Below are 22,105 nucleotides of genomic sequence, written 5' to 3'. Positions count from 1 at the left end.
GGTGTGGAAACCGGCCCCCCCGGCCCCCGGGGTCTCGCCCCGGGGGCCGGGGAAGGAACCGTGGCTCACGCGGAGTCACCCTCCCGCATCGGGACGCGGACGTCGCGCTCGTCGGCGACGGCCTCGGCGATGTCGTAGCCCGCGTCGACGTGCCGGATGACGCCCATGCCGGGGTCGTTGGTCAGGACGCGGCGGATCTTCTCGCCGGCGAGCGGCGTGCCGTCGGCGACGGTGACCTGACCGGCGTGGATCGAGCGGCCCATGCCGACGCCGCCGCCGTGGTGGATGGAGACCCAGGAGGCGCCGGAGGCGACGTTGACCATGGCGTTGAGCAGCGGCCAGTCGGCGATGGCGTCGGAGCCGTCGAGCATGGCCTCGGTCTCGCGGTACGGGGAGGCGACCGAGCCGCAGTCGAGGTGGTCGCGGCCGATCACCAGGGGCGCGGCGAGGGTGCCGTCGGCGACCATCTCGTTGAAGCGCTCACCGGCCTTGTCGCGCTCGCCGTAGCCGAGCCAGCAGATGCGCGCGGGCAGGCCCTGGAAGTGGACCCGCTCGCCCGCCATCTTGATCCAGCGGTGCAGGGACGCGTTCTGAGGAGAATCGGCCTCCGGGAACAGCTCCAGCATCGCCTTGTCGGTCTTGTGGATGTCCGAGGCCTCGCCGGACAGCGCGGCCCAGCGGAAGGGGCCCTTGCCCTCGCAGAACAGCGGTCGGATGTAGGCGGGGACGAAGCCGGGGAAGGCGAACGCGCGGTCGTAGCCGGCCAGCTGGGCCTCGCCGCGGATGGAGTTGCCGTAGTCGAAGACCTCGGCGCCCGCGTCCATGAAGCCGACCATGGCCTCGACGTGCTTGGCCATGGACTCGCGGGCGCGGGTGGTGAAGCCTGCCGGGTCCTTGGCGGCCAGGTCGGCCATGTCGTCGAAGGCGACGCCGACGGGCAGGTAGGCGAGCGGGTCGTGGGCGCTCGTCTGGTCGGTGACGATGTCGATCGGCGCGCCCTCGGCGAGCATCTGCGGGAGCAGCTCGGCGGCGTTGCCGAGGAGGCCGATGGACAGCGGCTTGCGGGCGTCGCGGGCCTCGACGGCCAGCTGGAGGGCGTGGCGCAGGTTGTCGGCCTTGACGTCGAGGTAGCGGTGCTCGATGCGGCGGTCGATGGCGCGCGGGTCGACGTCGATGCAGATCGCGACGCCGTCGTTCATGGTGACGGCGAGCGGCTGGGCGCCGCCCATGCCGCCGAGGCCGGCGGTGAGGGTGATCGTGCCGGCCAGGGTGCCGCCGACCCCTCCCCTACCGGTCGAGTGCAGCTTGGCGGCGACGGCGGCGAAGGTCTCGTAGGTGCCCTGGAGGATGCCCTGGGTACCGATGTAGATCCACGAGCCGGCCGTCATCTGGCCGTACATGGTGAGGCCCAGGTGCTCCAGGCGGCGGAACTCCTCCCAGTTGGCCCAGTCGCCGACCAGGTTGGAGTTGGCGAGCAGGACGCGCGGCGCCCATTCGTGCGTCTGCATGACGCCGACCGGGCGGCCGGACTGGACGAGCATCGTCTCGTCCTGCTTGAGGGTCCGCAGGGTGCGGACCATGGCGTCGTACGAGCGCCAGTCGCGGGCGGCCTTGCCGGTGCCGCCGTAGACGACGAGCTTGTCGGGGTGCTCGGCGACCTCGGGGTCGAGGTTGTTCTGGAGCATCCGCAGGGCGGCCTCCTGCTGCCATCCCAGGGTGCTGAGCTCGGTGCCTCGCGCGGCCCGTACGGGGCGGGGTCCTGACATGGCGGGTGCCTCCTCCGGTGTTGGTCAATCCATTCACATCCTCGCGGTATGAATAGATCCAGTCAACAGCTGCGGGTGGAGCCGCCGGGTGGTGGGATGGCGGACATGGCCGCCGAGACGCGCACACCGCCCTTCGCGCAGGACCCCGCCGCCCGCCGCGACCTGGCCGTACGGGCCGCCGTCGCGCAGGGCCTGATCGGCGGCGATCCGTACGGCCGGGTCGCGGCGCCGCTGGTGTGCCTGCTCGACGCCGACGGGATCCGGGCCTCCGCCGCCGCGCTGACCGGCGCGTTCGCGGCCGCCGTGGCTCCCGGTACGCCCGTCCTGCACACCTTCGCGGTGAAGGCGACCCCGCTCGTCCCGGTGCTGCGCCTACTGGCCGCCGAGGGGATCGGCTGCGAGGTGGCCGGGCCGGGCGAGCTGGCCCTGGCCCGGGCGGCGGGGCTCCCCGCGGACCGCGTCGTCCTGGACTCCCCCGCCAAGACGCCGGCCGAGCTGCGGGAGGCGCTGGACCTCGGAATCGCGGTGAACGCCGACAACCGGCAGGAGCTGGCACGGCTCGACGCCCTCGTGCCGGCGGCCCCGACCCGGTCCGCGCTGGGGATCCGGATCAACCCGCAGACCGGCGCGGGCACCATCGACGCCCTGTCCACGGCGACCGCCCGCTCCAAGTTCGGGGTGCCGCTGCGCGACCCGGGAGCGCGCGCGTGGCTCGTACGGGCCTTCCTGGACCGGCCCTGGCTGACCCGGCTGCACGTCCACTCGGGTTCGCAGGGCGTGCCGCCGGCGCGGATCGCGCGGGGCGTACGGGAACTGCACGCGCTCGCGGAGGAGATCAACGCGGCGGCCGGGCGGCGGCAGGTCGACACCCTCGACATCGGCGGCGGCCTGCCGGTGAACTTCGCCTCGGACGAGCCGACCCCGACCTACGGGCAGTACGTGGCGGCCCTGCGCGGGGCCGTCCCCGCCCTCTTCGACGGCTCGTACGGGCTGGTGACGGAGTTCGGCCGGTCCCTGCTCGCGAAGCACGGGCTCGTGCTGGCCCGCGTCGAGTACACGAAGACGGCGGGCGGGCGACCCGTCGCGCTGACCCACGCGGGCGTCCAGCTGGCGACCCGGACCGTGTACGCCCCGGAGGTCTGGCCGCTGCGGATCCTGCCGTACGACGCCGAGGGCGCCCCGAAGTCGGGGCCGCCCGTCGCCCAGGACGTCGCGGGGCCGGCCTGCTTCGCGGGGGACCTGCTGGCCACCGCCCGGGAGCTGCCGCGGCTGGAGCCGGGTGACCTGATCGCCGTACCGGACACGGGGGCGTACTTCTTCACCGCCCACTACGGGTACAACAGCCTGCCCCGGCCGGCCGTCCACGGGTTCACGATCCCGCCGGCGGGCACGGTGCGCTTCACCCCGCTGCGCGCCGCGCAGTCCCTCGCGGACGTCGTCGCGGAGGCGGGCGGCGACCTGCGCGACGCCCTGCTGTAGGGCCCCGCCCGGCCGGTGCCACCCGCCTGTCGCCGTCGCCGCAGGTCAGGCCGCCGGGGCCGGCTCCGCCCCGGTCGCCCGCACCCCGGTCGCCCGCGCCCCGAGCCGCAGTACCGGACGACGCGGGTCAGGCAAGATCCGAAAGGAACGGCCCAGGTCCCGGACGCCGCGGGGCGGACGGGAGTTCGACGACAGGGCCTGGGTCCCGCCGCCGAACTCCCGTCATCACCCGGAGGACGGCCCGGCGGGCTACTCGACGAAGAGTCCGCGGGCGACGGCCCTCGCGTCGAAGGCCTCCAGCCGCGCCTGGGCGTCGGGCAGCGCGTCGGCCATGGCTTCCAACAGCACCCGGCCCAGCAGCATCGGCGCGCAGGCGGTGTCGAAGGCGAGCCCGGTGCCGACGGGCGCCGGGATCAGCAGGTCCGAGTGCCGGGCGACGGGGGCGAACGCCGAGTCCGCGACGGTCACGACGGTCAGCCCGGCGGCCCGCGCGTGGTCCAGGGCCTCGACGACCTCCCGGGGGTGACGGGGCAGCGCGAAGCACAGCAGGGCCGTGGCCCCGGCCGTGGCGGCCGCGTCGATGCGGTCGGCGAGCATCGAGCCGGCCTCGTCGAGGAGCCGTACGTCGGGGTGCACCTTGGCGGCGAAGTACGCGAACCCGCGCGCCTGCGAGGACGCCGCCCGCAAGCCCAGCACCGGCAGCGGCGCGGACCCGGCGAGCAGCCGGCCGGCCTCCTCGACGGGCGCGGGGTCGGCGAGCATCGCGGCGAGCCGGCGCAGGTTCTCGATCTCGCCCTGGACGGCCTGCTGGTACTCGTTGTACGAGTCCTCCCGCGGCTGCGGCTCCTGCCCGGCGGGGGCCACCTCGCGCAGGTGGCGGCGCAGCGCCGGGTAGCCGTCGAAGCCGAGTGCCACCGCGAACCGGGTCACGGACGGCTGGCTCACCCCGGCCAGCTCGGCGAGTTCCACACTGGACAGGAACGGCACGTCGGCCGCCCCGCGCACCATGCAGTGGGCGATCCGCCGCTGGGTCGGCGTCAGCCGGTGTCCCTCGAACAGCTTCTGCAGCCGTGCGGCCGGGCCGTCGCTCATCGCCGTCCCCTCCGTTCCGTCCCGTCACCGGTGAGATATTCAGTCACGGTGCACTCTGCATGTGGTTATGCAGCTCGGCAAGCCGCGCCCGCGATCCGGACCCGCGGATACGGGGGCTAGCCCCAGTGCCGCGGCCCGTTCCGGTTCCTACGCTGGGGGCATGACAGCCCATTCCCCCCAGGTCGAAGACCTGAAGAAGGAACTCGGCGCCACCCTCGACGCCCGGCGGGAGCTCGGGCCGGAGTACGAGGCGGCGCTGGTCGAATCGTTCGTGGAGAAGGTCGACACCCAGGTGCGGCGCCGACTCGCGGAGGAACGCCTGCTCTCGGCCCGCGGCGGCTCCAGCGACCCGGCCGTGACGGCCGTCGGCAACTTCGGGGAACGCTTCGGCTTCGCCGTGATCACCCTGGTGCTGGCCATCCCGTTGTCGGCGATCGCCGCGACGCAGGCCCACCTCAGCGGACTGCTCGTCGCCTGGGCGGGGATCCTGGGCGTGAACTTCATCCACGCGTCCAAGAAGGGCTTCGGCAGCCGCGGGAAGGGCCCCACCGACTGACGGGCGGCCCCGCTCCGGCCGGCGGATCGTCCCACCGCCCGGCGGGAGGGCCCGTACCGGCTGACCGGCGGGCCGCTCCCGCGGGTCCGTGGGGAAGCTTGCGCGGGGACCGCCGCACCCCCGGTCTCCCGGGGGGCGGGACGACGGCGGTCCCCGCGTGGGACACGGGCCGGGTCAGGGCCGTCCGCGTCCTTTGGCGTCCGCGTGGTCCGGGAGCCGCTCCGGAGGCGCACGGACGCCGTTCGTGACGCCGGCGGGGCCTTCCGGTTCCCCGGTCCTCCCTGCCGACGTCCCCTACTGTGCCGAACCCGTGTTAAGCCGGTGCTGCCGTGACGTGTCGGGCCCGTACCGTTTGCGCGACCGGCCGGAAACAGCGGGTCCCCGGCGCGAACGGCCCGGTCCCGGGACCGACGGATCGGCCCCCGGCCGGAATCGCTCCGGTCGGGGACCGCGTCGGCTACTTGGAGCCCTTGGCCAGGAACGCGAGCAGGTCCTGGCGACTGACGACGCCGGTGGGCTTGCCCTCGACGAGCACGATCGCCGCGTCGGCCTCGCCGAGCACCGACATCAGCTCGGAGACGGGCTCACCGGAGCCGACCTGCGGCAGCGGCGCGCTCATGTGCTTCTCCAGCGGGTCGCCGAGGGAGGCACGCTGCGCGAAGAGCGCCGCGAGCAGCTCCTTCTCGACGACGGAGCCGATGACCTCGGCGGCCATGACGTCGGGGTGGCCGGCGCCCGGCTTGACGATCGGCATCTGGGAGACGCCGTACTCGCGCAGCACCTCGATGGCCTGGCCGACGGTCTCCTCCGGGTGCATGTGCACCAGGGACGGGATGCCGCCCTCCTTGTCCGCGAGGACGTTGCCGATGCGCGCCGACGGGCCCGCTTCCTCCAGGAAGCCGTGACCGGCCATCCACTCGTCGCTGAAGATCTTGCTGAGGTAGCCGCGGCCGCTGTCCGGCAGCAGGACCACCACGACGTCGTCGGGGCCGAGGCCCTCGGCGGCGCGCAGCGCGGCGACGACGGCCATGCCGCAGGAGCCGCCGACGAGGAGGCCCTCCTCCTTGGCGAGGCGGCGGGTCATCTGGAAGGAGTCCTTGTCGGACACCGCGATGATCTCGTCCGTGACGTTGGGGTCGTAGGCGGTGGGCCAGAAGTCCTCACCGACGCCCTCGACCAGGTACGGACGGCCGCTGCCGCCGGAGTAGACCGAACCCTCGGGGTCGGCGCCGATGACCTTGACCTTGCCGCCGGACACCTCCTTGAGGTAGTTGCCGGTGCCGGAGATGGTGCCGCCGGTGCCGACGCCCGTGACGAAGTGGGTGATCTTCCCGTCCGTCTGCTCCCACAGCTCGGGACCGGTGGTCTCGTAGTGCGAACGGGGGTTGTTCGGGTTGCTGTACTGGTCGGGCTTCCAGGCGCCGGGCTCGCGCGCGAGGCGGTCGGAGACGTTGTAGTACGAGTCCGGGTGCTCGGGGTCGACGGCGGTCGGGCAGACCACGACCTCGGCGCCGTACGCGCGCATGACGTTGATCTTGTCCGTGGACACCTTGTCAGGGCAGACGAAGATGCACTTGTAGCCCTTCTGCTGGGCCACGATGGCGAGTCCTACACCGGTGTTGCCGCTGGTGGGCTCCACGATGGTGCCACCGGGCTTGAGGGCACCGCTCTGCTCGGCGGCCTCGATCATCCGGACGGCGATCCGGTCCTTCACGGACCCACCGGGGTTGAAGTACTCGACCTTCGCAAGGACGGTGGCCTGCAGGCCTTCGGTCACACGGTTGAGCTTCACCAGCGGGGTGTTGCCGACGAGGCTGATCATCGAGTCGTGGAATTGCACCATGTTCTCCAAGGAGGGGACTCCACGGGTTCTCCGGGAGGTCCGGCCAGAGTAAGCGGAAAGGGATTGGCCGACCCGCACTACGGGGCAGGTAGGTCATCGGGATCAGAGCGCGGATCGAGGTGGCTTGAAGGGTGTCCAGGGCGAGGACGGCCCGCCGGATCGCGGCGGGCGCGGCGTACGGCGGCGGCGGGCTGGGGCTCGTCGGGGTCGCCGCGGTGGGTCTGGTGCTGGCCGAGGTCCAGTTCGCGAAGCGGACGGTGGGCACCGGTCTGCCGGATCCGCCGCGGGCCGACGGCCTGTACGGGAGCGAGTTCGGCGGCCCCGAGCTGAGCCCGGGCCCCCTGCGGCTCGGCATGCTGGGCGACTCCACGGCGGCCGGGCTCGGGGTGCGCCGGGCCCGCCAGACACCGGGCGCGCTGCTCGCCTCGGGGTTGGCCGCGGTGGCCGAACGGCCCGTGGAGCTGCGCAACGTCGCGCTGTCCGGGGCGATGTCCGACGACCTCGACCGGCAGGTGGGTCTCCTGCTCGACGGGGACGCGCCGCCGCCGGACGTGTGCGTGATCATGATCGGCGCCAATGACGTGACGCGGCGGATGCCGCCGACCCAGTCCGTCCGGCTGTTGACCTCGGCGGTCCGGCGGCTGCGGCTGGCGGGCTCCGAGGTCGTGGTGGGCACCTGCCCGGACCTGGGCACCATCGAGCCGGTCTACCAGCCGCTGCGCTGGATGGCCCGCCGGGTCTCGCGGCAACTGGCGGCCGCCCAGACGATCGGCGTGCTGGCCCTGGGGGCCCGGACGATCTCGATGGGCGACCTGCTGGGGCCGGAGTTCGCCGCGAACCCCCGGGAGATGTTCGGGCCGGACTCCTACCACCCGTCGGCGGAGGGGTACGCGACGGCCGCCATGGCCGTGCTGCCCACCATGTGCGCGGCGCTGGGCCTGTGGCCGGAGTCCGACCGGCTGGACGTCTCGCGCGACGAGGACATGCTGCCCGTCGCCAAGGCGGCGTCCGCGGCGGCGGGCGAGGCCGGCACCGAGGTCACCGGCGCGCGGGGGCCCTGGGCCCTGCTCAAGCACCGCCGCAGGCGGCGGGTCGCGGGCGAGGACCTCGCCCCGAGGCCGGCCACGACCCCCAAGGCGCCCACGACCCCGGTCGCGGAACCCCGGTAGGCCGGCCGGGGGGCCGGCCGGGGGGCCGGCGGAAGGTCGACAGCGGCATCCTCGGCCCCGACGCCCCGCGGAGCGACCCGCATCACACGCCGAGGCCCGTGACCTCGACCGTACGGGGCGGTAACTTCGCATGCGGTCCCGCAACGACGCACCCCTTGGAGTCCCGATGCCCGAAGCCGTCATCGTTTCCACCGCCCGTTCCCCCATCGGGCGCGCCGGCAAGGGATCGCTCAAGGACGTCCGCCCGGACGACCTGACCGCGCAGATCATCCAGGCCGCGCTCGCCAAGGTGCCCGGGCTGGACCCGCGCGAGATCGACGACCTGATGCTGGGCTGCGGCCTCCCGGGCGGCGAGCAGGGCCACAACCTGGGCCGCATCGTGGCCGTGCAGATGGGCATGGACCACCTGCCGGGCCTCACCGTCACCCGCTACTGTTCCTCGTCCCTCCAGACCTCCCGGATGGCCCTGCACGCCATCAAGGCGGGCGAGGGTGACGTCTTCATCTCCGCCGGCGTCGAGACCGTCTCGCGGTTCGCGAACGGTTCCTCGGACGGCATGGCGGGCACCCACAACCCGTTCTTCGCCGACGCGGAGGCCCGTACGGCCGAGGTCGCGCAGAGCACGGGCGCCTCCTGGCAGGACCCGCGCGAGAACGGTCTGGTGCCGGACGCGTACATCTCGATGGGCCAGACCGCCGAGAACCTGGCCCGCCTGAAGGGCGTGACCCGTCAGGACATGGACGAGTTCGGCGTCCGCTCCCAGAACCTGGCCGAGGAAGCCATCAAGAACGGCTTCTGGGCCCGCGAGATCACCCCGGTCACCACCCCCGACGGCACGGTCGTCTCCTTGGACGACGGCCCGCGCGCCGGGGTCACCATGGAGGGCGTGCAGGGCCTGAAGCCGGTGTTCCGTCCCGACGGCCTGATCACCGCCGCCAACTGCTGCCCGCTGAACGACGGCGCCGCCGCGCTCGTCATCATGAGCGACACCAAGGCCCGGGACCTGGGCCTGACCCCGCTGGCCCGGATCGTCTCCACCGGCGTCACCGGCCTCTCCCCCGAGATCATGGGCCTGGGCCCGGTCGAGGCGTCCAAGCAGGCCCTGAAGCGGGCCGGCCTGACCGTCGACGACATCGACCTGTTCGAGATCAACGAGGCCTTCGCGGCCCAGGTCATCCCGTCCTACCGGGACCTGGAGATCCCGCTGGACAAGCTGAACGTCAACGGCGGGGCCATCGCCGTCGGTCACCCGTTCGGGATGACCGGCGCCCGCATCACCGGAACCCTGATCAACAGCCTCCAGTTCCACGACAAGCAGTTCGGCCTGGAGACCATGTGCGTGGGCGGCGGCCAGGGCATGGCAATGGTCATCGAGCGGCTGAGCTGAGCCGGAGCGGAGGGTGGGGGCCGCCCCGAGGAACGAGGGACGGCACCCGCCCGCAGCGGCGGCGAAGCGGAACGCGACCAAGAAACCGAGCGGCTGAGCTGAGCCGTAGCGGAGGGTGGGGGTTTCGTTACGATTTCCTGCTCCGCGCCGGCGGATCAAGGCGGAACCCCTGACGCCGCAAGGGATACTCCAGATGAGTGAGCTCTACTGACGTCGGATCTAACCCGGTCGCGGCCGACCTGTGACCGAATCTCCCCCAGGATGTGACCTTTGTCCTGGGGGATCGGTATTTGCCCAGCTCAGGCACCCTCCCCCCGGTGCCCCGGGGACGAAAGACCTGTCCAATTCATGACGTAATGCACTGCACGCCATTCCCAGCAGAGGACAAGCTGATGTAGGAAGTCGGGGGATCGAATCAATCGGGAGTTAGTCAGTGAGCGCCATGTCTCTTGCCCTGCTGCTGACCACGGCCGCTGCCACGGCCGTGGGCGCTGCTGCGCTGCACGCCGTACACGGGCTGCGCAAGCAGGTCACCGCCCTGCGCGGTGAGCTGGCCCTGCCGGCCCGTCCGCGCACCGCAGCCGTCCCGCACGCCCGCAGCGCCGTGGAGTCCCCCGCCGCCGAGATACGAGCCGCCGTGGCCGAAGCCCTCGCCGAGGAGCGGGAGCGGGAGCTGGCCGAGGCGCGGGCCTTCTGGGCCGCGCAGGAGGCCCGTGACGCCGCCGACGCCCCCTCGCTGCTGGGCGGCCTGCCCGGGCTCGGCGAGGACAGCCCGGTCTTCCTGCCCCGGCAGGCGGACCTGGTCGGGCTGGAGCCGGTGCTCGGCGAGGAATTCGCCGACGAGTACCCGGAGGATTCGGCCGAACTGGCCGCCGCCCGCCGGCGCCACCCCTCGCACCCCGACTTCGTACCGGTGCAGGCCCACCACGGCGCGGACCACGAGCGCACGGTGAACCGCCTGGAGGAGCTCGCGGAGGCCCGTACGGCCCTCGCGGACGTCCGTCCCGGCCCGCTGGGCACCCTGGACGTGTACGTCTTCACCGACGGCACCACGCTCTGCATGACCCCGGGGCACCGGGAGACGGCCGAGCGCCTCTCCGAGGCCCTGCGGGCGGGCACGGCGCCGATCCTGCTGGGTGGCTCCGGCATCTCCGGCGCGTACGCGCTGACGTTCTCCTGCGGTGACTCCGAGGACCCCGACAGCAACGTCTACATCCTCGCGGACCGCGTCATCGCATCGCTCTGACTTCCGCCCGCTCCACCAGTTCCACGGCCTCGTCCAGCAGTACGGACGGGGCCGTCGTGGTGTCCGGGTCGGCGCGCAGGGCCTCCGCGAGGTCGAGGCCGGTCACCGACAGCTGGTCCCCCACGACGAAGATCCCCGCGTCCGGCACCTCGCGCACGGGCGCCGGAGCCGCCCCCCGCGCGGCCCGCGGCGCCGCCTCCTCCAGCCGCTGCGCCCGGACGGCGAGCTCCCGGGCCAGGGCCAGCGCCTCGGCCGCGGCGCCGCGTTGCAGCCGGCTCTGCGGAGCCGCCCTCAGGCGGTCGGCGAATCGCTCGACGGCGACGGTCAGGGGTGAGGTATCGAGCACCCGGCCGACCTTACGCGCCGCTACCGCGCCATTGCCAACGGGCGAACTCTCCGGCACGGTGGCGTGAAGAGAACAGCACGGCGATACCTCCGGAGGCGCCCATGTCCGTAGAGTTCTCCGAACAGACCCACCGCAACATGATCGACAGAATCCCGCAGAGCACCGGTCGTGAGATCTCCGACTGGCTCCGTGCCGTTGATGAGGGCCCGTCCCTCCTCCGGTTCGAGGAGAAGGTCAGCTGGCTGCGCGGCGCGCACGAACTGTCGCACGGCCAGGCCAAGGCGATCATTCACGAGTACGACCTGCGCAGAGCCGCCCGCCGGTTCGGCTGAGGCCGCCGCCACGGCCTCCCGGCCCCCCTGAGCCCGTCATCCGACCGCCGATCCCCGTCCGACCTCCGACGTCCCTCCTGAACGCGGGAAGGCCCCGCGAGCGGTTGCTCGCGGGGCCTTCCCCGTGCTGCTGTGCCGTGCGCGCCGTGAGGCGGTCCGGCTAGTCGTTGCCCGAGAGGATCTGGAAGATGCGGAGCATCTCGATGTAGATCCACACGAGGGTGGTGGTGAGCCCGAAGGCGGCCAGCCAGGCCTCTTCGCGCGGGGCGCCGTAGGCGACGCCGTCCTCGACCTGCTTGAAGTCGAGGGCGAGGAAGCAGGCGCCGAGGATGATGCCGATGACGCCGAACAGGATGCCCAGGGGGCCGCTGCGGAGTCCGAGGCCGTCGCCGCCCACGATGAGCGAGATCAGCAGGTTGGTCAGCATCAGGAGCATGAAGCCCACGGCCGCGGCCATCACGAAGCCGGTGAAGCGGCGGGTGACGCGGATCCAGCGCATCTTGTAGGCGAAGAGCACGCCCGCGAAGACGCACATCGTGCCCATGACGGCCTGGATGACCACGCCGGCGCCGAAGTACGTGCTGGTGGCCGAGCTGATGACGCCGAGGAAGACGCCCTCGAAGGCGGCGTAGGCCAGGATGAGCGCCGGCGAGGCCTTCGCCTTGAACGACTGGATCATCGCGAAGACGAACGCCACGAGCATCGCGCCGATGGCGATGCCGTACGAGACGTTCAGGTTGGCCGCGTCGACCGGAAGGAAGATCCAGGCGAGGGCCGCGGTGACGACCAGGGTGCCGAGCGTCATGGCCGTACGGCTCACGACGTCGTCGATGGTCATCGCGTTGTGGTTGGCCGGCGCCGCCGGCATCCCCGTGGTGGGGTCGGTGGCGTACGGATTCGTCGCGTACGGGTTGGTCGCGGTCCCGGCCTGCGCGTGCTGCGCCTCGAAGCCCGCGTAGCCGCCGTTGTCGCGGCTGAACCCCCGTCGCGAGAAGACCGGGTTACTGCTCCTCATCTCACTCCTCCATGGCCACCGTGTGCAGCCTTGTTCTCAAGAGTAATGCGCTCGCAAAAAAAGCACCCTACCGCTGGAGGAGGATCTTAGGAGAAGGCGCGGTCGGGCGCAGAGGATAAACGGAACGGCTGCTGAAGTGCCCGGAGCCGGACTTGAACCGGCACGGCCCGAGGGCCAGCGAGGTTTAAGCTCGCCGTGTCTGCATTCCACCATCCGGGCAAGGCGCAGCGGGCCCCCGTGGAAAAGCCTTGAACGCTGACGCGAGCCTATCCGGAACACCCTCCGCCCCAGACGGCCGTCTATCCGATGTTGTCTGATTTTATTGGTGATTGAGGGGGCGTCAGGGCCGATAAGTCACGGTCGGCACCGTTCCGGGCGACGCCTGTCGCCGGGGCGGGATTGACGTGATTTCGCTGCCTCCCGCCACCCCCTCCGCCACCCCCCGGCCGCCCCGCGCCCGTCGGGTGCTGACATGGACATCCTCAGGGTCACTGTCATACCAAAGGAGGAGTCCGGCCGACGCCCGGTCAGACTCCAGTGGGCCTGCGAACGGGCACCTCGGCTGATCCGGAACCCCTCGGCCGGCCGTGAGGATGGAACCGTCCCGCCGTTCCGCAGTCCGCCCGACAGGAGTCCCCCCTTGACCGCCACGAACTACGCCCCGCACACCCTCCAGGCCTCGGCCGCCCGTGCGACGCAGTTGTCGAAGGTGTACGGCCAGGGCGAGACCCAGGTCGTCGCGCTGGACAACGTCTCCGTCGAGTTCGCACAGGGCCAGTTCACCGCGATCATGGGCCCGTCGGGCTCCGGCAAGTCCACGCTGATGCACTGCGTCGCCGGACTGGACACCTTCTCCTCCGGCTCGGTCCGCATCGGCGACACCGAGCTCGGCTCCCTCAAGGACAAGCAGCTGACCCAGCTGCGGCGGGACAAGATCGGCTTCATCTTCCAGGCCTTCAACCTGCTGCCGACCCTGACGGCCCTGGAGAACATCACGCTGCCGATGGACATCGCGGGCCGCAAGCCCGACAAGCAGTGGCTGGACACCGTGATCGCCATGGTCGGCCTCTCCGAGCGGCTTTCGCACCGGCCGACCCAGCTCTCCGGCGGCCAGCAGCAGCGCGTGGCCGTGGCCCGTGCCCTGGCCTCCCGTCCCGAGATCATCTTCGGTGACGAGCCGACCGGAAACCTCGACTCCCGCTCCGGCGCCGAGGTCCTCGGCTTCCTGCGCAACTCGGTCCGCGAGCTCGGCCAGACCGTCGTCATGGTCACCCACGACCCGGTGGCCGCCTCCTATGCGGACCGCGTCATCTTCCTCGCCGACGGCCGGATCGTCGACGAGATGGCCCACCCCACCGCCGACGGCGTGCTCGACCGGATGAAGGCCTTCGACGCCAAGGGCCGCACCAGCTGACCCCGGGGACGCCCCACGCCCCCCGGCGTACTCCGCGCACCCCGCGGCCCCCGAAGACCTCCTCCAGACTTCCAGCCCACCAGGACTGATATCCCCATGTTCCGTACCGCCCTGCGCAACGTCCTCGCGCACAAGGCCAGGCTGCTGATGACGGTGCTCGCCGTCACCCTCGGCGTCGCCTTCGTCTCCGGCACCCTCATCTTCACCGACACCCTCAGCAAGGCCCTGTCCGGCCAGTCGGCCAAGAGCTACGACGGCGTCGCCGTCTCCGTCACCTCCTACGGCCAGGGTCGCAACGAGGAGGGCCAGAAGGAGGGCGAGCCGGGCATCAGCCGGCAGACCCTCGACAAGGTCAAGGCCGTCAAGGGCGTCGACACCGTCTCCGGCCGGGTCTCCGGCTTCGCCGGCGTCGGCGACGAGGACGGCAAGCTGATCGGTTCGGGCTGGGCCAACAAGGGGTCCAACTACGCCCCCGTCAAGGACGGCAAGGACCCCCGCTACACCTTCACCGGCGGCACCGGCCCCACCAAGGACGACCAGATCGCCCTCGACAAGGACACCGCCACCAAGGGCAAGTACGAGATCGGCGACAAGGTCCGCGTCGCCACCAACGGCCCGGTCCGGGAGTTCGCCCTGACCGGCGTCTTCACCACCGAGGACGGCGCCGTCAACGCCGGCGGCAGCCTGGTGCTCTTCGACACCCAGGTCGCCCAGCAGCTCTACCTCCAGCCCGGCTTCTACGACGAGCTCTCCATCAGCGCCAAGGCCGGCACCTCCGCCGACCAGCTGCTGGCCGACGTCAAGCCCCTCCTCGCCAAGAACACCAAGGCCCAGACCGGCGTCGCGCTCGCCGCCGAAGAGGCCGCGAACATCAAGAAGCAGATGAGCGGCATGAGCACCATGCTGCTCGCCTTCGCCGGCATCTCCCTGTTCGTCGGCGTCTTCCTCATCTACAACACCTTCACCATGCTGGTCACCCAGCGCACCAAGGAACTGGCCCTGCTGCGCGCCGTCGGCGCCAACCGCGGCCAGGTCATGCGCTCGGTGCTCGCCGAGGCCCTGGTCGTCGGCGCCCTCTCGGCCGCCATAGGTCTGGTCAGCGGCATCGGCCTGGCGGCCGGCATGCGCTCCCTGATGGACGCGATCGGCGCCAAGATCCCCGGCGGCGAGCTCGTCATCGCCCCCGTCACCATCGTCGCCGCGCTGGTGATCGGCGTCCTCGTCACCACCCTCGCCGCGCTGCTGCCCGCCTGGCGCACCGGTCGGATCGCCCCCGTCGCCGCCATGGGCAGTGCCCACCTGCCGGCCGACGCCAAGTCGCTGATGCTGCGCAACGTGTTCGGCTGCGTCATCAGCGCCCTCGGCATCGGCGTCGTCTTCCTCGGCGTGTCCATGAAGAGCGACGGCCGCATGGTCATCGGCGGCGGCGCGTTCCTCATGCTGCTCGGCATGATCGTGCTGCTCCCGCTGCTCTCCAAGCCGGTCATCGCCGCCGTCCGCCCCGCGCTGCAGAAGGTGTTCGGCGTCCCCGGCAAGCTGGCCGCGCAGAACGCGGTGCGCAACCCGCGCCGCACCGCCGTCACCGCCGCCTCGCTGGCCATCGGCCTGACCCTCGTCACCACCATGTCGGTGCTCGGCGTCACCATGGGCAAGGCCGTGGACCGGATGAGCACGGACAAGCTCAAGGCGGACTACAAGGTCACCATGTCCGGCGGCATCGGCAGCCTCGACAAGACGGTGGCCGAGACCCTGGCCAAGGCCCCCGGCGTCGAGGCCGTCTCCCCGCAGGCCGACGGCTTCTTCAAGGTCGGCGAGTCCTTCCGGATGGCCTCGGGCGTCAACCCGGCCACCATCGGCCGGCTGCTGAACGTCGAGGTCACCAGCGGTTCGCTGGACAGCCTGGTCAAGGGTGAGGTGGCGGTCGCCGAGAGCACCGCGAAGGAGCAGAAGCTGACGGCGGGCTCCACCCTGAACGTCACGTTCGACGACGGGCAGAAGGGCACCCTGAAGGTCGGCGCGGTCTACAAGGACCTCGAAGGCCTGCTGTCCCCGTACGTCCTCGACAACAAGATCCTGGCGCAGCACAGCGAGGACCAGTACATCCGCGAGGTGTACGTCAACACCACGGGCGGCGAGACCAAGGCCAACCACCAGGCCGTCGTCGACGCCCTCGGCAAGAACCCGGCGATGAGCGTCGCCACCCAGCAGGACATGCGCAACGAGATGGGCGGCATGGTCAACACCGCGCTGAACATCATGTACGGCCTGCTCGGCATGGCGCTGATCATCTCGGTGCTGGGCGTGGTCAACACCCTGGCGATGTCCGTCTTCGAACGGACCCAGGAGATCGGCATGCTGCGGGCGATCGGCCTCGACCGCAGCCGGGTCAAGAACATGATCCGCCTGGAGGCCGTGGTGATCTCCCTGTTCGGCGCGGTCCTCGGCGTGGCCATCGGCGTCTTCCTCGCCTGGGCGGTGGGCACCACGCTCACCAAGTCCGTACCGAACTACGAACTGGTCATGCCCTACGACCGGATCGGCATCTTCCTCCTGCTGGCCGCGGTCGTCGGCGTCCTCGCCGCCATGTGGCCGGCCCGCAGCGCCGCCCGGCTGAACATGCTGACCGCCATCAAGACCGAGTAGCCCGCCGGCCGGCGGTAGCAGGAACACGGAAGGGCCCCGCGGCGTTCGCCGCGGGGCCCTTCCGTCGCCCGGGGCCGTGCGCCTACGCGGCGCCCCAGGTCCGCGTGCGCAGCGGCAGGTCCGCGGCGCCGCCGGTGCGCGGCCGGACCGCGAGGACCTGGTTCACGCCGAGGCGGGCGTGCTCGAAGCCGAGCGCGGAAGCCGCCATGTACAGCAGCCAGACGCGGGCCCGGCCGGGCGAGGTCAGTCGTACGGCCTCCTCCCAGTGGTCCTCCAGCCGGGTCACCCAGGCGCGCAGGGTGAGCGCGTAGTGCTCGCGCAGCGATTCCACGTCGCGGACCTCGAAGCCGGCCCGCTCCAGCTCGCCGACGGTGGTGCCCAGCGGGGAGAGCTCACCGTCGGGGAAGACGTAGGCGTCTATGAACTCGTCGATCCGGTGCGCCTCTTCGTCGGGCTCCGGGGGTCTGGCGATCTGGTGGTTCAGCAGCCGGCCGCCGGGGGCCAGCAGGGCGTGCAGGGTGCGGGCGTACTCGCGGTAGCGGTCGGCGCCGACGTGCTCGGCCATCCCGATCGAGGAAATGGCGTCGTACGGGCCGTCCTTGACGTCCCGGTAGTCCTGGATCCGGATCTCGACCCGGTCGGTCAGGCCCTCGTCCGCGACCCGCTTGCGGGCGTACGCGGCCTGCTCCCGGGAGAGGGTGATGCCGGTGACCGAGACGCCGTACTCGCGGGCCGCGTGCAGGGCCATGGAGCCCCAGCCGCACCCCACGTCGAGGAGCCGGGTGCCGGGGGTCAGGCCGAGCTTGCGGCAGACCAGGTCGAGCTTGTCCCGCTGGGCGTCCTCCAGGGTGCCGCCCGGGGTCCAGTAGGCGCACGAGTAGACCATCGAGGACCCCAGCACGTGCTCGTAGAACTCGTTGCCCACGTCGTAGTGGTGACTGATCGCCTGTCGGTCGCGGCCCTTGGAGTGCGCGGGCCCGCCGCGGCGGGGAGCCTCCTCGGGCGGCGGGGCGGGCGCCGCCCACGGGCGCGCCAGGGTCACCAGCTCGCGCACGGCGGCCCGTACGTCCGGGTCGCGGAGCAACACCGCCGCGTCGGCGGCGCCACCGGCCCGGGCGGGCAGGAACGGGCGCAGCGCGGCGAGTTTGGCCGGCCCGCCCGGCAGGGTGGTGGGAGCCGGGGCGGGTTCCCGTTCCCAGAGCAGGCCGCCCACCCGGTCCAGCAGTTCGAAGAGGTCGCCCTCGACGGTCAGGTCGCCGGCGACCCAGGCCCGGGCCAGCCCGAGCTCGCCCGGCTTCCACAGCATGCGCCGCAGGGCGCGGCGGTTCGCCAGGATCAGGACGGGGCCCGTCTCGGGGCCGGCTTCGGTACCGTCCCAGGCCCGTATGCGGACGGGCAGGGGGGCGCCCAGCAGTGTTTCGGCAAGAGCGGCCAGCCGCGGCGCGGCGTCGGTCATCGCAGGCACCTCCAGAAGTTCCGACCGAACGGCCTACCCACTTCCGATCCGCGCCAATCAGCTGCCGCCCGTGGGTACGCCGAAGGGGCCTCCCGCACCACGGATGGCGGGAGGCCCCTTCGGGGACGTACGGGTCGTGCTCAGGTTCCTGCGGGGCTGCGCCGGGTCAGGAGGCCTTGGCCTTCTCGGCCGGGGCGGCGGCGGCCGCGGGGGCCGGCGCCGGCTTGGCGGCCTCGTAGAACTCCTCGCGCGGGGTTTCGAGGGCTCCGAGGGAGACCACCTCGCGCTTGAGGAACATGCCGAGGGTCCAGTCGGCGAAGACGCGGATCTTGCGGTTCCAGGTCGGCATGGCCATGCCGTGGTAGCCACGGTGCATGTACCAGGCGAGCCGGCCCTTGAGCTTGATCTTCATCTTGCCCATGACGATCATCGCGACGCCCTTGTGGAGGCCGAGGCCCGCCACCGCACCCTTGTTGGAGTGCTCGTACGTCTTCTGCGGGAAGCCGCGCATGCCCGAGATGACGTTGTCGCCGAGGACCTTGGCCTGGCGCAGCGCGTGCTGGGCGTTCGGCGGGCACCAGGCGTTCTCCACGCCGGCCTTGCGGGCGGCGACGTCCGGAACCTGGGCGTTGTCGCCCGCGGTCCAGATGTAGTCCGTGCCCTTGACCTGGAGGGTCGGGTCGGCGTCGACGTGGCCGCGCGGACCCAGCGGGAGGCCGTAGCGGGCCAGCACCGGGTTCGGCTTGACGCCGGCGGTCCACACGATGGTGTTGGAGTCGACCTCGAGGCCGTTCTTCAGCACCACGTGGCCGTCCACGCAGGAGTCCATGGAGGTGTTGAGGTAGATCTCGATGCCGCGCGACTCGAGGTGCTCCTTGCCCCAGGTGCCGAGCTTCGGCCCGACCTCGGGAAGGATCTTGTCCGCCGCGTCGACCAGGATGAAGCGCATGTCCTCGCGCTTGATCGTGGCGTAGTACTTGGCGGCGTCGCGGGCCATGTCCTCGACCTCACCGATGGTCTCCGCGCCGGCGAAGCCGCCGCCGACGAAGACGAAGGTGAGGGCCTTGCGGCGGACGTTCTCGTCCGTCGTGGACTCGGCCTTGTCGAGCTGCTCGAGTACGTGGTTGCGCAGGCCGATGCCCTCTTCCACGCCCTTCATACCGATGCCCTGTTCGGCCAGGCCGGGGATCGGGAAGGTGCGGGAAACGGCGCCGAGCGCGATCACCAGGTAGTCGAAAGGCAGCTCGTACGCCTCGCCGACCAGCGGCGTGACGACGGCGACCTTGCGGTCCTGGTCGATGGTCGTGACCCGGCCGGTGAGAACCTCTGCCTTGGGCAGCACGCGTCGCAGCGGGACGACGACGTGCCGAGGCGAGATGCTGCCTGCGGCCACTTCGGGGAGGAAGGGCTGGTAGGTCATGTACGAGCGCGGGTCGACGACCGTGACGGTCGCCTCGCCGTAGCGCATCTTCTTCATGATGCGCTTGGCTGCGTACAGGCCTACGTACCCACCTCCTACAACGAGGATCCTGGGACGCTCCGTGGTGCTCATGAGAATGAGTATCCAGCACCCTCAGGGGTGACGCTCGTGAGCCCCTTCACAAGGTGATACGACACCTCTGCTACACTGCGCGGCCCACGTGACCCAGATCATGGGGTGGAGCGGGAACCGAGGGGTGGCGGGAATCGTTGTTCACCCGTCCTGAACTGGCCTCCAGGCCTGTGAACGGAGTAGACCACCGGGTTGGTGGATACCTACCGGCGACCTCCTCGGATGTCCACGATTCGCACGAACACACCCTCGAACCCCGCCCGCCGGCCCCGAAGCGGGCCCAATGTGGGTCCACCGGCTCATATTCCTTGTGAAGAACTTCACGAAGTTCATGTGGACAGGGGGACTTTCGGCCCCCGGAAGGGCCGTTGGGGACCTCCCGGGCGTGCTCCGCACTGCCGCCGCGCTGACCGTTCTCGCCCGGACCACGATCCTCCGGCGCCAGCGGAGGGCGGCCGGAGCCACGACTGAATCCCGACCGGGCGGGATCGGGCGACGCCGCCCGGCGCCCCGGTGAACCCGCGCCGATGCGGCGCCGGACGGGCGGGAGCACGCACGCCACCGGCTCCGGGTGGGCGGTTGCCGGATCGCCCACCAGGTCCTGGACGGCGAGCTCGTCATCCCCGTCGTCAAGGTCGGCGACCGGCGCGACCTCCACCGCACCATCCGAGCCCGGACACGACGACGGTGCTCCGGTCGGCCGACCGGAGCACCGTCGTTCGGCCGGCCGGCGGGTCAGACCCGTCGCTTGTCGGCCTCGGCCTCTTCCGCGGTCTTGATCGCGATGCCGTCGAGGATGTCGTGTTCCGAGACGACGACCTCGCGGGCTCCGGTGCGTTCCATGATCGCGAGGAGGACCAGGGCGCCGGCGCCGATGACGTCCACCCGGCCGGCGTGCATGACGGGGATGGCCGCGCGCTGCGCGTGGGTGGAGGTCAGCATGCGCTCGGTGATCTCGCGGACCCGCTCGTAGGGGATCCGGGAGTGGTGGATCACCGCGGAGTCGTACGCGCTCAGGTCGAGGGCGATGGCGGCGACCGTGGTCACCGAGCCGGCCAGGCCGACCAGGGTGCGCGCCTCGGCCAGCGGGACGGTCTCGGCCGCGAGGTCGAGCGCCGCCTCGATGTCGGCCCGCACGGCGGCGATCCGCGCCTCGGACGGCGGGTCGATGATCCGGCCGTCCACCACGAGGTGACGCTCGGTCATCCGGACGCAGCCGACGTCCACGGAACGGGCCGCCCGTACGTGTTCCTCGCCCACGACGAACTCGGTGGAGCCGCCGCCGATGTCCACCACCAGGAAGGGCGGCTCCAGCGGCCCGGCGCCGGTGAGGTCCTTGGTGGCGCCGGTGAAGGAGAACTCCGCCTCCTGGTCCCCGGAGATCACCTCGGGCTCGACGCCCAGGATGTCGAGGACGCCGCGGACGAACTCGTCCCGGTTCTCGGCGTCCCGCGAGGCCGAGGTGGCCACGAAGCGGACCCGCTCGGCGCCGAGGTCCTCGATCACCGCGGCGTACTCGCGGCAGGCCGCGAAGGTGCGCTCCAGCGCTTCCGGGGCGAGCCGGCCGGTGCGGTCCACGCCCTGGCCCAGCCGGACGATGGTCATCCGGCGGTCCAGCTCGGTCATCGCACCCGTGAGGGGGTCGCAGTCCGCGACGAGCAGGCGGATGGAGTTGGTGCCGCAGTCGATGGCCGCGACCCGGGTCACAGGGAGCCCTCGGTCTTCTTCTCGCCGCACGGGGTGACGCAGGCGCCCTTGGCCCACCACTCGGGCAGCATCGCCAGGGCCTCGTCCCCGAACGGGTTCACGCCCGGGCCCGCGGCCAACGAGTGGCCGACGAGCACGTGCAGGCACTTGACCCGGTCGGGCATGCCGCCGGCGCTCGGGAAGCCCTGGAGCACGTCGATGGCGTCGCGGCGCCGGATGTAGTCCTCGTGCGCGGCCTGATAGGCGGCGGCGAGTTCCGGGTCCTCGGCGAGCCGAGCCTGCATCTCCTTCATCACGCCGTTGGCCTCCAGCGTGCCGATCGCGGAGGCCGCGCGCGGGCACGTCAAGTAGTACAACGTGGGGAAGGGGGTGCCGTCGGGGAGCCGGGGCGCGGTCTCGACGACGTCCGGCTGCCCGCAGGGGCAGCGGTGCGCGATGGCGCGCAGTCCGCGCGGGGGGCGGCCGAGCTGCTGCTCGAACGCCTCGATGTCCGCGTCGGTCGGCTCGGTCCGGTCGGTCTGGGGCGGGGGCGTCTGCATGCCTGGAGGAAGTCTCTTCGGTCTCGTGGGTGGTGGGTGCGGGACGGGCGGGTACGCGCTCAGTCTCCGGGGCGGTCGGCCTTGTCGACCCCGTCCCAGACGTTGGAGTACCAGGGCCGGTCGGAACCGGCCTGCCCGCCGCGGCGGCGCTCCGAGGCCTCGGCCCCGGGGTCGTTCATGATGTAGCCGGTCTCGCCCGGGCGCAGGAAGTGCAGGTGCTTGCGCGCCTGCTGCTCCGCGTAGGCGGGGTCCTGCCAGCGGGCCTTCTCGTCGCGGAGCTGTTCGAGGCGCTTGTACGCGTCGACCGCGGCCCGTTGCTGGTCCGCGATCTCCGAGCGCTGGGACACGTACTGGCGCATCGGGTACGCGAGGGCGACGACCAGGGTACAGAGGACGAGGACAAGCAGTGCGGCCCGGCCGGTGAGCCGGCTGCGGCGGACCTGACGCCGCGACTGCGAGCGGTAGACGTGCGCGGCGGTCCGCTCACCGAGCTGCTTGAGCCTGGTCGCCGTCGAGAAGGTGGAGAACCGGTCCCGGTTCCCGGCCATGGTCCCGCCTCCCCT

At 71.8% G+C, this 22,105-nt stretch carries 18 protein-coding genes, 1 tRNA gene and 1 pseudogene; 9 read left to right on the top strand and 11 right to left on the bottom strand.

Annotation, left to right across the window (positions count from 1 at the left end; genetic code table 11):
- Positions 1–65: 65 nt before the first annotated feature.
- Complete coding sequence (gene hutU / locus ACFY0I_RS20410; RefSeq protein ID WP_388897489.1) at positions 66–1,766, bottom strand: urocanate hydratase; 1,701 nt, start codon at positions 1,764–1,766, stop codon at positions 66–68.
- Positions 1,767–1,871: 105 nt separating this feature from the next.
- Between hutU and ACFY0I_RS20405 the strand changes: the two genes are divergently transcribed.
- On the top strand, positions 1,872–3,245 hold the full coding sequence (locus ACFY0I_RS20405; RefSeq protein WP_388897646.1) for a diaminopimelate decarboxylase: 1,374 nt from the start codon (positions 1,872–1,874) through the stop codon (positions 3,243–3,245).
- Positions 3,246–3,494: 249 nt separating this feature from the next.
- Here ACFY0I_RS20405 and ACFY0I_RS20400 read toward each other — a convergent pair whose 3' ends face one another.
- Positions 3,495–4,337: a MurR/RpiR family transcriptional regulator gene (locus tag ACFY0I_RS20400; RefSeq protein WP_388897487.1), complete on the bottom strand. Its 843-nt coding sequence runs from the start codon at positions 4,335–4,337 to the stop codon at positions 3,495–3,497.
- Between the two features lie 160 nt (positions 4,338–4,497).
- Between ACFY0I_RS20400 and ACFY0I_RS20395 the strand changes: the two genes are divergently transcribed.
- Positions 4,498–4,893, top strand: coding sequence for a hypothetical protein (locus ACFY0I_RS20395; protein ID WP_388897486.1), 396 nt, complete (start codon positions 4,498–4,500; stop codon positions 4,891–4,893).
- Between the two features lie 457 nt (positions 4,894–5,350).
- Here the strand turns inward: ACFY0I_RS20395 and ACFY0I_RS20390 are convergent, their stop codons facing one another.
- Entirely contained in the window at positions 5,351–6,733 is a 1,383-nt protein-coding gene (locus ACFY0I_RS20390) for a cystathionine beta-synthase (protein ID WP_388897643.1), read from the bottom strand.
- 134 nt (positions 6,734–6,867) lie between these two features.
- Between ACFY0I_RS20390 and ACFY0I_RS20385 the strand changes: the two genes are divergently transcribed.
- The 3 genes from ACFY0I_RS20385 to ACFY0I_RS20375 all read left to right on the top strand — a co-directional run bounded on the left by ACFY0I_RS20385 (position 6,868) and on the right by ACFY0I_RS20375 (position 10,538).
- Entirely contained in the window at positions 6,868–7,905 is a 1,038-nt protein-coding gene (locus tag ACFY0I_RS20385; RefSeq protein ID WP_388897484.1) for an SGNH/GDSL hydrolase family protein, read from the top strand.
- Between the two features lie 166 nt (positions 7,906–8,071).
- Positions 8,072–9,292, top strand: coding sequence for an acetyl-CoA C-acetyltransferase (locus ACFY0I_RS20380; protein ID WP_388897482.1), 1,221 nt, complete (start codon positions 8,072–8,074; stop codon positions 9,290–9,292).
- 442 nt (positions 9,293–9,734) lie between these two features.
- On the top strand, positions 9,735–10,538 hold the full coding sequence (locus ACFY0I_RS20375; RefSeq protein ID WP_388897640.1) for a hypothetical protein: 804 nt from the start codon (positions 9,735–9,737) through the stop codon (positions 10,536–10,538).
- Here the strand turns inward: ACFY0I_RS20375 and ACFY0I_RS20370 are convergent.
- On the bottom strand, positions 10,522–10,884 hold the full coding sequence (locus ACFY0I_RS20370; RefSeq protein WP_388897479.1) for a hypothetical protein: 363 nt from the start codon (positions 10,882–10,884) through the stop codon (positions 10,522–10,524). The genes ACFY0I_RS20375 and ACFY0I_RS20370 overlap by 17 nt on opposite strands.
- Positions 10,885–10,985: 101 nt before the next feature.
- Here ACFY0I_RS20370 and ACFY0I_RS20365 point away from each other — a divergent pair, with 101 nt between their 5' ends.
- On the top strand, positions 10,986–11,216 hold the full coding sequence (locus ACFY0I_RS20365) for a DUF4287 domain-containing protein (protein ID WP_388897477.1): 231 nt from the start codon (positions 10,986–10,988) through the stop codon (positions 11,214–11,216).
- A 160-nt stretch (positions 11,217–11,376) separates the two neighbouring features.
- On the opposite strand, the gene ACFY0I_RS20360 is transcribed toward ACFY0I_RS20365, so the two are convergent.
- Both ACFY0I_RS20360 and ACFY0I_RS20355 read right to left on the bottom strand, forming a co-directional pair.
- Entirely contained in the window at positions 11,377–12,231 is an 855-nt protein-coding gene (locus ACFY0I_RS20360) for a Bax inhibitor-1/YccA family protein (RefSeq protein ID WP_388897474.1), read from the bottom strand.
- A 137-nt stretch (positions 12,232–12,368) separates the two neighbouring features.
- A tRNA-Leu gene (locus ACFY0I_RS20355) sits at positions 12,369–12,450 on the bottom strand.
- Between the two features lie 421 nt (positions 12,451–12,871).
- Here ACFY0I_RS20355 and ACFY0I_RS20350 point away from each other — a divergent pair.
- Both ACFY0I_RS20350 and ACFY0I_RS20345 read left to right on the top strand, forming a co-directional pair.
- Positions 12,872–13,645, top strand: a complete 774-nt coding sequence (locus ACFY0I_RS20350; RefSeq protein ID WP_388897471.1) for an ABC transporter ATP-binding protein — start codon at positions 12,872–12,874, stop codon at positions 13,643–13,645.
- 96 nt (positions 13,646–13,741) lie between these two features.
- Positions 13,742–16,288 (top strand): ABC transporter permease, encoded by a 2,547-nt coding sequence (locus tag ACFY0I_RS20345; RefSeq protein ID WP_388897468.1) that lies wholly within the window; start codon positions 13,742–13,744, stop codon positions 16,286–16,288.
- Positions 16,289–16,370: 82 nt separating this feature from the next.
- Here the strand turns inward: ACFY0I_RS20345 and ACFY0I_RS20340 are convergent, their stop codons facing one another.
- Entirely contained in the window at positions 16,371–17,744 is a 1,374-nt protein-coding gene (locus ACFY0I_RS20340) for a class I SAM-dependent methyltransferase (protein WP_388897465.1), read from the bottom strand.
- A gap of 166 nt (positions 17,745–17,910) precedes the next feature.
- The gene (locus ACFY0I_RS20335; protein ID WP_362877636.1) at positions 17,911–19,296 is read right to left on the bottom strand and encodes an NAD(P)/FAD-dependent oxidoreductase; all 1,386 of its coding nucleotides are present in this window, start codon (positions 19,294–19,296) and stop codon (positions 17,911–17,913) included.
- A 559-nt stretch (positions 19,297–19,855) separates the two neighbouring features.
- Here ACFY0I_RS20335 and ACFY0I_RS20330 point away from each other — a divergent pair.
- Positions 19,856–19,963 (top strand): annotated as a pseudogene (locus ACFY0I_RS20330) (type II toxin-antitoxin system RelE/ParE family toxin); the annotation flags it as partial.
- A gap of 68 nt (positions 19,964–20,031) precedes the next feature.
- Here ACFY0I_RS20330 and ACFY0I_RS20325 read toward each other — a convergent pair.
- From ACFY0I_RS20325 to ACFY0I_RS20315, 3 genes are read right to left on the bottom strand one after another with little or no spacing between them, the layout of a single operon-like run.
- Positions 20,032–21,003: an exopolyphosphatase gene (locus ACFY0I_RS20325; RefSeq protein ID WP_388897462.1), complete on the bottom strand. Its 972-nt coding sequence runs from the start codon at positions 21,001–21,003 to the stop codon at positions 20,032–20,034.
- Positions 21,000–21,542: a DUF501 domain-containing protein gene (locus tag ACFY0I_RS20320; RefSeq protein WP_388897459.1), complete on the bottom strand. Its 543-nt coding sequence runs from the start codon at positions 21,540–21,542 to the stop codon at positions 21,000–21,002. The genes ACFY0I_RS20325 and ACFY0I_RS20320 overlap by 4 nt, the downstream gene beginning before the upstream one ends.
- A 59-nt stretch (positions 21,543–21,601) precedes the next feature.
- A complete protein-coding gene (locus ACFY0I_RS20315; protein WP_388897456.1) occupies positions 21,602–22,090 on the bottom strand; it encodes a septum formation initiator family protein in 489 nt (162 codons plus the stop codon).
- Positions 22,091–22,105: the final 15 nt, after the last annotated feature.

This window comes from Streptomyces sp. NPDC001568, assembly GCF_042893755.1.
Taxonomy (GTDB): domain Bacteria; phylum Actinomycetota; class Actinomycetes; order Streptomycetales; family Streptomycetaceae; genus Streptomyces.
Note: the sequence above shows the minus strand (reverse complement) of the source record. Positions and strands in the feature narration are given on the sequence as shown.